Genomic DNA, 7,816 nt, shown 5'->3' with positions numbered 1-7,816 from the left:
AATATATACTTTAGCAAAAATTATTATAAAAGTTTTATAAAAATATCTAAAAACTTTTATAATGTAATATGGTATAAATAAAGATATGAATCTTATATAGCTCTATAAAAATCAATTTTCTATATAAGTAACCCCATACAATCATTGATATAGTTATAGTATGTTATAAATCCTTGTGTTTATCCTAAATATTATAAGTATTATGAACAAGAAAATTGCAGATACTGTATTTAAGTAAGTATCTAATAATTAGAACTACTGATTTTTAAATACTTATATAGAGTTTTATGCATAATTTGCTAACATATATATATATTGCTATAATAATAATATATATTATCAAATAATACTTTTAATTAGGAGTGATAAACATGTTAAACGATAAACTTTTACAAGCTTTAAACAATCAGCTAAATTTCGAGTTTTTCTCTTCTTATACTTATTTAGCTATGGCATCTTATGCAGATGACCAAGATTTTGGAGGCTTTGCTAATTTCTTTAGAGTTCAAGCTCAAGAAGAGTTATTTCACGCTATGAAAATTTATGATTATATAATACAAAAAGGTGGATCTGTTAACTTAGAAGCTATAGAAAAACCTGTAGCTAATTATGAAAGTGTTATTGATTTATTCTCTCACGGATATGATCATGAAATGGCTGTAACAAAGAGAATCTATCACCTTGCAGACCTTGCTAATGAAGAGAGAGAACATGCTACTATAAGTCTTTTAAAATGGTTTATAGATGAACAAGTTGAAGAAGAAAATACTTTCAACACTATATTAAAGAGATTAAAGAGAGTAGATGGAAATCCAACTGGATTATATATGCTAGATGATGAGCTTGCAACTAGAACCTTTACTCCTCCAACAGCTTAATAAAATTTATACTTAAGAATACTGTAGAATATTGTATTTAAACATAAAAGAAGACTTATGTATTCAACTCTAATACATAAGTCCTTTTTATTTTTTAAGTCAACGAAATAAAAAATAAAATACTATCAATATTAAATCCCTAATGCCTAAAAGTTCTCAAATCACAATGATAAGTATATTTAAAATATTTTATTTTGTCAATGGAATTTTCTGCTTTATTTTTTCTATGAAAAAAGCCTTTTTATATCCTCGTATTTTTCATGGGTTAAAAGTGCATCTTCTTCTATATTTTTAAGCTTAACCACATAAGTCCATCTTCCATAAGGATATATCTTACTTATCTTTGTTAAATTTATTATATAGGATTTATGACTTCTAAAGAATATATTCTTATCTAGCTTTTCTTCAATATCTAAAAGTCCTTCAGAGGTTATATATTTATTTCCATCATCTAAATATATGGCAGTAGATCCCTGCTCTCTTTGAACAAGAGTTATATCTTTCATATCAATAAAATTTATACCATCTTTATTCTTTACAATAAGTCTAGTAAAGCCTAAGGTTTCTTTGATTAATGGTAAGTTAGGAACTTCTATTTCTGTTAAATCCCTTATTCTATCCAAGGTCTTATATATTCTCTCTAGTTTAAAGGGCTTTACTATATAATCAAAAGCATATACCTCAAAAGCTTCTGTCATATAATCACTATATCCTGTTGCAAATATTATCTTTACAGAAGAGTCTATGTCTACTAATATCTTAGCACACTCTACTCCATTCATTCCCTTCATCTCAACATCTAAGAAAACTACATTAGGCTTCTCTATTTTAAAAATTTCTATAGCCTCTTCACCACTTGAAGCCTCTGCTATAAGATTAAATTCCTTAGACTTTTCTACTGCTTTTTTTAGGATTTTTCTCATAATCTCTTCATCATCAACTATTAGTACCTTTAAGCTCAAAGTCTATCACTCCTAAACGGACTATTTCTTCTTTTTCGTCTTCTCTCTATTCTCTTATTATCTAAAACTTCCTTTAGAATAATAGCATTTCTTAAAGAAGTTTTATCTAAATTTATCCCTTCAGAATAACTTATACTTACATTGGAGATTTTAGGAGAAATATAACTTTTTTGCTCTTCTTTTTTATAAAGAATCTCTTCTTTTTCTTCTTCATAAATAGACTCTTCTTCAAATTGCTTATTATTTTCTTTAATAATATCTTCTTTTAACTTACTTATAACTTTATTATCCTCTTTAAAGATCTTTTTACTCCCAACCTTAACGCCTTGCATTAATAGATCTTCCCCAAATTCTCCAAATAGCTCACCTAGGCTTCCCATAGATATCACCCTTTATAATTATTTATCTTTCTTATCATTTGAAAGTCTTATCTCTGATCCACTATCTGAGTTTGATATACTATTTCTCATTTTAGTATCTGCCACAACATTTTGCATATCGTAATAATCCATTATTCCAAGCTTCCCATGTCTTAAAGCTTCTGCCATAGCCCTTGGAACTTCTGCTTCTGCTTCTACCACTGCTGCTCTCATTTCCTGTTCACGGGCTACTGCCATAGCCCTTCTTTCCTCTGCCTTAGCTTGAGCTATATTCTTATCTGCTTCTGCCTGAAGAGTTTGAAGTTGAGCCCCTATATTTCTTCCAACGTCTACGTCTGCTATATCTATAGATAAAATTTCAAAAGCTGTTCCTGCATCTAATCCCTTAGATAAGACTACCCTTGATATTAAATCTGGATTCTCAAGAACCTCCTTGTGAGCTGCTGCACTACCTACAGTGGTTACAATACCTTCTCCTACTCTAGCAAGAACAGTAGCCTCTCCAGCTCCTCCCACTAATCTTTCAAGATTAGCTCTTACTGTAACTCTAGCCTTAACAAGAAGTTCTATTCCATCCTTAGATACTGCTGATACATTAGGTGTCTCTATAACCTTTGGATTAACACTCATTTTTACAGCTTCTAAGACATCACGCCCTGCTAGGTCTATAGCTGCCGCCTTTTCAAATAAAAGCTCTATATCTGCTCTTTGAGCCGCTATAAGTGCGTCTACCACTTTATCTACATTACCCCCTGCTAAGTAGTGTGCTTCCAATTGATTAACACTCATATCAAGTCCTGCCTTAGTAGATTTTATAAGTGGTAATATTATTTTACTAGGTGAAACTCTTCTAAGTCTCATACCTATAAGATTTATAATACCTACCTTAACTCCTGCTGCAGCTGCTGAGATCCACAGCCCTAAAGGAACAAAAGTAAAGAAAAGAATTAGGAATATAATTACTAATGCTACCAGTATACTAATTCCAACTATACTATCCATAAAATACACCTCTTTTTTAATTTATTATTTATTTTATTATTTATATCTTTTTTACAACTATTCTTCTTCCTTGAACTTTTATAACTTTTATCTTCTCATTAAGTTCTATAAAGTCCCCCTCAGAAACCACATCCATTCTAACGCCTTGAAAATCTGCTGTTCCAGAAGGCCTTAAAACTGAGGTAGCAAAGCCCTCCTTACCAATAAAATATTCTAAGTCTTCAGTTCCTATATAGCCACTTTCTCTATCTAACTTTTCCTCTAATACCACAGTATTTATTTTTCCTTTTGTAAATAAATACAAGACTATAGTAAAGGCTATACCTAATATTATTAATATTATTATTGTAAGAAGTACCATTTGAGCTACAGTATTAGCAGTTGATAATATGGCTACTAATAGAACAACCCCTCCAAGTATCCCTGGTACACCAAAACCTGGTATAAACATCTCTAATATAACCAGAGCTAGTCCTATGACAAACAACATTCCTTGTAAAATAGTAATGCTTCCTATTAATGACTCTATCACTATGGCTACACCACCCTTCTAATTTAATTTACTCTTTCCTTAACTAAATAATACATCTATTTAAGTAACTTAAAAATATCTACTCTTTAAATAATACATTTTTAAATATTAAATGTCTTATTAGGATATTGTACTCTTAGGAAAACTTCCTTTAAATGAAGTAATATTATCATCACTAGAGAAACTTATTTCTCCATTATATTCCTCTACTATTTCCTTAACAATAGAAAGCCCCATACCTGTTCCTTCATCTCCCTTAGTAGTAAATCCTGTGTTAAAAATCTTACTCTTTTGTTCATCTGATATCTTATGTCCATTATTAGAAATTATGAATTTATAGGTCTTTATATCCTCTAGTATTTCAATAGTAAGCTCTTTATTATTTCCTTTAAGATTTAATGCAAATATAGCATTATCTATTATATTTGAAAGAACTCTACAAAACTGCCAGTCTGGCACTGAGAGATCTTTAAGACTTGTACTTACATATAGACTTACCTTTATATCATTTTTTTCTCCATGAATGAGCTTTGCTTGGAGCAAGGCATTTACTGCTGGACTTTTAGTTTTTAGAGCCTTGTTTACTCTTATTACATCTTCATATACTTTCTCTATATAGTCCTTTGCTTCGTCGTAGTCCTCAAGCTCCATGAGATTATATGTTATTTGAAGATGATTAACAAAATCATGTCTTTGACTTCTTAGAGTTTTATTTAAGTTACTCAAATGATCTATAGTTTCTATAAATCCTTCATTTTTTCCACTTTTAAATATAGAAGAATATAAGAACTTAATAGTGAAATATATATTAGCACATATTGTAAATATAATTACATAAAATATAACTCCATCATTTATATAAGAAAAACTGTGGTAGCCATCTACCTTATATAAAATCAAATTATATATAACTATAAAAGCTAAAGTAGTTATTAAGATTAAGTTTACTGCTATTGATGCAATTAAAAGTTTTTTTATACTTACTTTATTTTTTTTCATAGGTCACCTCATGCTTAAATGCTATAAAGAATTTACATTATTATAACATATGATAAAAAAATAGTTTGTCTAAAAAAGGAAATCTAACCTAAGTTAGATTTCCTTTTTTAAATATAATATTTTGACTCCTATTTAAAATTGTTACAGTTGGTAGTCATTAGATAAAAAATATTTATTTAATCTATAATCCTATTTTAAAATTAAATACTACTTTTAGATTTAAGTCATATTTAAAATTATTTTATTCTTAATACTCTCATAGAGTTTAGTACTGCAATTAAGGTTACTCCAACATCTCCAAATACAGCTTCCCACATGGTTGCATATCCAAGAGCCCCAAATATTAGTATTACAGCTTTAACTCCCAAAGAGAATATTATATTTTGCCAAACTATATTACTAGTTTTTCTAGCTATAGTTATTGCCTTTGCTATCTTAGAAGGTTCATCTGTCATTATAACAACATCAGCTGCCTCTATAGCTGCATCAGAGCCAATTCCACCCATAGCTATTCCAACATCAGCTCTTGCTAAAACTGGAGCATCATTTATTCCGTCTCCTACGAAGGCTATCTTTCCTTCTTTAGACTTTCTACTATCTATTTCTTCTAGTTTCTCAACTTTATGCTGTGGAAGAAGCTCTGCATAGAACCTAGTAAGTCCTAAGCTCTCTGAAACTATTTTAGCCACCCTTGAACTATCTCCTGTTAGCATTATAGTATCTTTAACTCCTAAAGATTTAAGATTCTTTACAGCTTCTTTTGAATCTTCTTTTATCTCATCAGATATTAAAATATATCCTCCATAAATCCCATTTACGGCTATATGAATAACAGTTCCTGGCTCTTCTACTTCTTTATATATTACTTCTTCTTTACTCATAAGCTTATTGTTTCCAGCTAAAATCTTCTTTCCATTCATTATAGCTTCTATACCAAGTCCTGAATGTTCATAGAAAGCACTTACCTTATCTTTTTCTATATTCTTGCCAAACTCAGCTACTATAGATGTGGCTATAGGATGGTTAGAATAGCTTTCTGTATAAGCAGCATATTCCAAAAGTTCTTTTTCACTTATCCAATCTTCATTACTTATTTTAGTTACCTTAAATACACCCTTTGTTAAAGTACCAGTCTTATCAAATACTACCGCTTCTACATTCTTAAGTGCTTCTAAGTAGTTTCCTCCCTTTATAAGTATACCATTCTTAGAAGCTGCTCCTATGCCACCAAAGAATCCTAGAGGTATAGACACTACTAAAGCACATGGGCAAGATACAACAAGGAAAACTAAAGCCCTATATATCCATTGATCAAAACTTCCATCCCCCAATATAATAGGAGGTAAAAATGCTAACATTATTGCACATATTACTACCACTGGAGTATAGTATCTAGCAAACTTACTGATAAACTTCTCTGTAGGTGCTTTTTTCGCTGAAGCATTTTCAACTAAATCAAGTATTTTAGATATAGTCGACTCTCCAAATTCCTTGGTAACTCTTATTTTTAATATACCATTCTTATTAATAAATCCCCCTAGAATATCATCACCTTCCTTAATATCTCTTGGAAGGGACTCTCCTGTTAGTGCTGAAGTATCTAATTGAGCATTACCTTCAATTACTTTTCCATCTAGTGGTACCTTTTCTCCTGGCTTTACTATAATTATCTCTTCTTTATAAACATCATCAGGAGACACTTTTATCTCTTTATTATTTCTTATTACAACAGCATAGTCTGGTCTTATGTCCATTAAATCTGAAATAGATTTTCTTGATCTATTTACTGCCATACTTTGGAATAGTTCTCCTACTTTATAGAATATCATTACAGCTACTGCCTCTGGATACTCCTTTATAGCAAAAGCTCCAAGAGTTGCAATGGACATTAAGAAATTTTCATCGAAAACTTGACCTCTGACTATATTTTTTGCTGCTTTTAATAGTACATCTCCACCTACTAATATATAACTTATGAAGAAAAATGTAGTGGATAACCAGTACATATTTTTAAGAACTAATGCAGCAACAAAGAATGCACTTCCTACTGCAAATTTCATTATCTCTGAGTTATCCTCTGTTTCTTCCTTAAATGTTTCTTTCTTTTTACTAACTTTATTTCTAGGATTATTGCTTATATTAATAACCTTAACTTCTGGCTCTAGCCTATAAACTATATCCTCTATATCTTTTATTATATTCTCATTCCCTGAACCCTCTGAAAGTTTAACTCTTAGTTTTTTAGATACAAAATCTAAGGAAGAATCATTTATACCTTTAAGGTTTACAACCTGATTTTCTATCTTTCCTGCACAACTAGCACAATCTAATCCTTCTAAAAGTAAAGTTATATTGTAAGAGTCATTTACCTTACTGCTACCATTAACTACTCTTACTGGCTTTTTTATTTGTGGCTTTCTAGCAGGTTTATTCTTAGGTACAACCTTCACGTCTGGCTCTAGTTCCTTAACTATAGAGATTATATTGCTTTCTATATTCTTTGAATTTTCTTCTATTAATGAAACACTTAATGTTTTATTTACGAAATTTAAAGTGACATCTTTTGTCCCCTCTATCTTCGATATCCTATCTTCAATTTTCATTGAACATGAGGCACAGTCTAGTCCTTCTAAAATAAATTGTTTTTTAATCATTCTTTCCCCCCCTTTACTCTAATATATGATCCAATCCCTGGTGGAATATTTTCTTAATATGATCATCCGCTAAAGAATAATAAATAACCTTTCCATCTCTTCTATTTTTAACAAGTCTTGCATTCTTAAGTACCCTAAGTTGATGAGATACAGCAGACTGACTTACACTTAAAAGTGATGATATATCGCAAACACACATTTCATCCTGAAATAGTGCACATATTATTTTAATTCTTGTACTATCTCCAAAAACCTTAAATAATTCAGCTAAGTCATATAATACCTCATCCTCTGGTAATGAATTTTTAGCCTTTTCTACAACATCCTCATGTATAACACTACATTTGCAAGAGTCTATTTTGTTTTCCATTATTCCCCTCCTCTAAACATATGAATATCTATTCATATG

8 protein-coding genes are annotated in these 7,816 nt (G+C 30.3%); 1 reads left to right on the top strand and 7 read right to left on the bottom strand.

Annotation, left to right across the window (positions count from 1 at the left end; genetic code table 11):
• Positions 1-371: 371 nt before the first annotated feature.
• Entirely contained in the window at positions 372-878 is a 507-nt protein-coding gene (locus AB2369_RS09295; RefSeq protein WP_367666206.1) for a ferritin, read from the top strand.
• A gap of 224 nt (positions 879-1,102) precedes the next feature.
• On the opposite strand, the gene AB2369_RS09290 is transcribed toward AB2369_RS09295, so the two are convergent.
• From AB2369_RS09290 to AB2369_RS09260, 7 genes are all read right to left on the bottom strand, one after another.
• Positions 1,103-1,840, bottom strand: a complete 738-nt coding sequence (locus tag AB2369_RS09290; RefSeq protein ID WP_367666205.1) for a LytR/AlgR family response regulator transcription factor — start codon at positions 1,838-1,840, stop codon at positions 1,103-1,105.
• Positions 1,837-2,220 (bottom strand): hypothetical protein, encoded by a 384-nt coding sequence (locus AB2369_RS09285; RefSeq protein ID WP_367666204.1) that lies wholly within the window; start codon positions 2,218-2,220, stop codon positions 1,837-1,839. Before AB2369_RS09285 ends, AB2369_RS09290 begins: the two co-directional genes overlap by 4 nt.
• A gap of 18 nt (positions 2,221-2,238) precedes the next feature.
• Complete coding sequence (gene floA, locus AB2369_RS09280) at positions 2,239-3,222, bottom strand: flotillin-like protein FloA (RefSeq protein ID WP_367666203.1); 984 nt, start codon at positions 3,220-3,222, stop codon at positions 2,239-2,241.
• Positions 3,223-3,262: 40 nt separating this feature from the next.
• Entirely contained in the window at positions 3,263-3,754 is a 492-nt protein-coding gene (locus AB2369_RS09275) for an NfeD family protein (RefSeq protein ID WP_367666202.1), read from the bottom strand.
• Positions 3,755-3,874: 120 nt separating this feature from the next.
• On the bottom strand, positions 3,875-4,753 hold the full coding sequence (locus AB2369_RS09270; protein WP_367666201.1) for a sensor histidine kinase: 879 nt from the start codon (positions 4,751-4,753) through the stop codon (positions 3,875-3,877).
• 236 nt (positions 4,754-4,989) lie between these two features.
• On the bottom strand, positions 4,990-7,407 hold the full coding sequence (locus tag AB2369_RS09265) for a heavy metal translocating P-type ATPase (RefSeq protein WP_367666200.1): 2,418 nt from the start codon (positions 7,405-7,407) through the stop codon (positions 4,990-4,992).
• Between the two features lie 13 nt (positions 7,408-7,420).
• Positions 7,421-7,777, bottom strand: a complete 357-nt coding sequence (locus tag AB2369_RS09260; protein WP_367666199.1) for an ArsR/SmtB family transcription factor — start codon at positions 7,775-7,777, stop codon at positions 7,421-7,423.
• Positions 7,778-7,816: the final 39 nt, after the last annotated feature.

Origin of the sequence: Clostridium sp. (genome assembly GCF_040797585.1) — a bacterium.
Classification (GTDB): Bacteria; Bacillota; Clostridia; order Clostridiales; family Clostridiaceae; genus Clostridium_Z.
The sequence above is the reverse complement of the archived record's forward strand: the minus strand, read 5'-3'. Positions and strand labels throughout refer to the sequence as shown.

What these genes read in the sequence shown, in the direction of transcription:
- AB2369_RS09285 (WP_367666204.1), bottom strand. Translation starts at nt 2,220, where the DNA reads ATGGGAAGCCTAGGTGAGCTATTTGGAGAATTTGGGGAAGATCTATTA.
- floA (WP_367666203.1), bottom strand. Translation starts at nt 3,222, where the DNA reads ATGGATAGTATAGTTGGAATTAGTATACTGGTAGCATTAGTAATTATA.
- AB2369_RS09270 (WP_367666201.1), bottom strand. Translation starts at nt 4,753, where the DNA reads ATGAAAAAAAATAAAGTAAGTATAAAAAAACTTTTAATTGCATCAATA.
- AB2369_RS09260 (WP_367666199.1), bottom strand. Translation starts at nt 7,777, where the DNA reads ATGGAAAACAAAATAGACTCTTGCAAATGTAGTGTTATACATGAGGAT.
- AB2369_RS09265 (WP_367666200.1), bottom strand. Translation starts at nt 7,407, where the DNA reads ATGATTAAAAAACAATTTATTTTAGAAGGACTAGACTGTGCCTCATGT.
- AB2369_RS09295 (WP_367666206.1), top strand. Translation starts at nt 372, where the DNA reads ATGTTAAACGATAAACTTTTACAAGCTTTAAACAATCAGCTAAATTTC.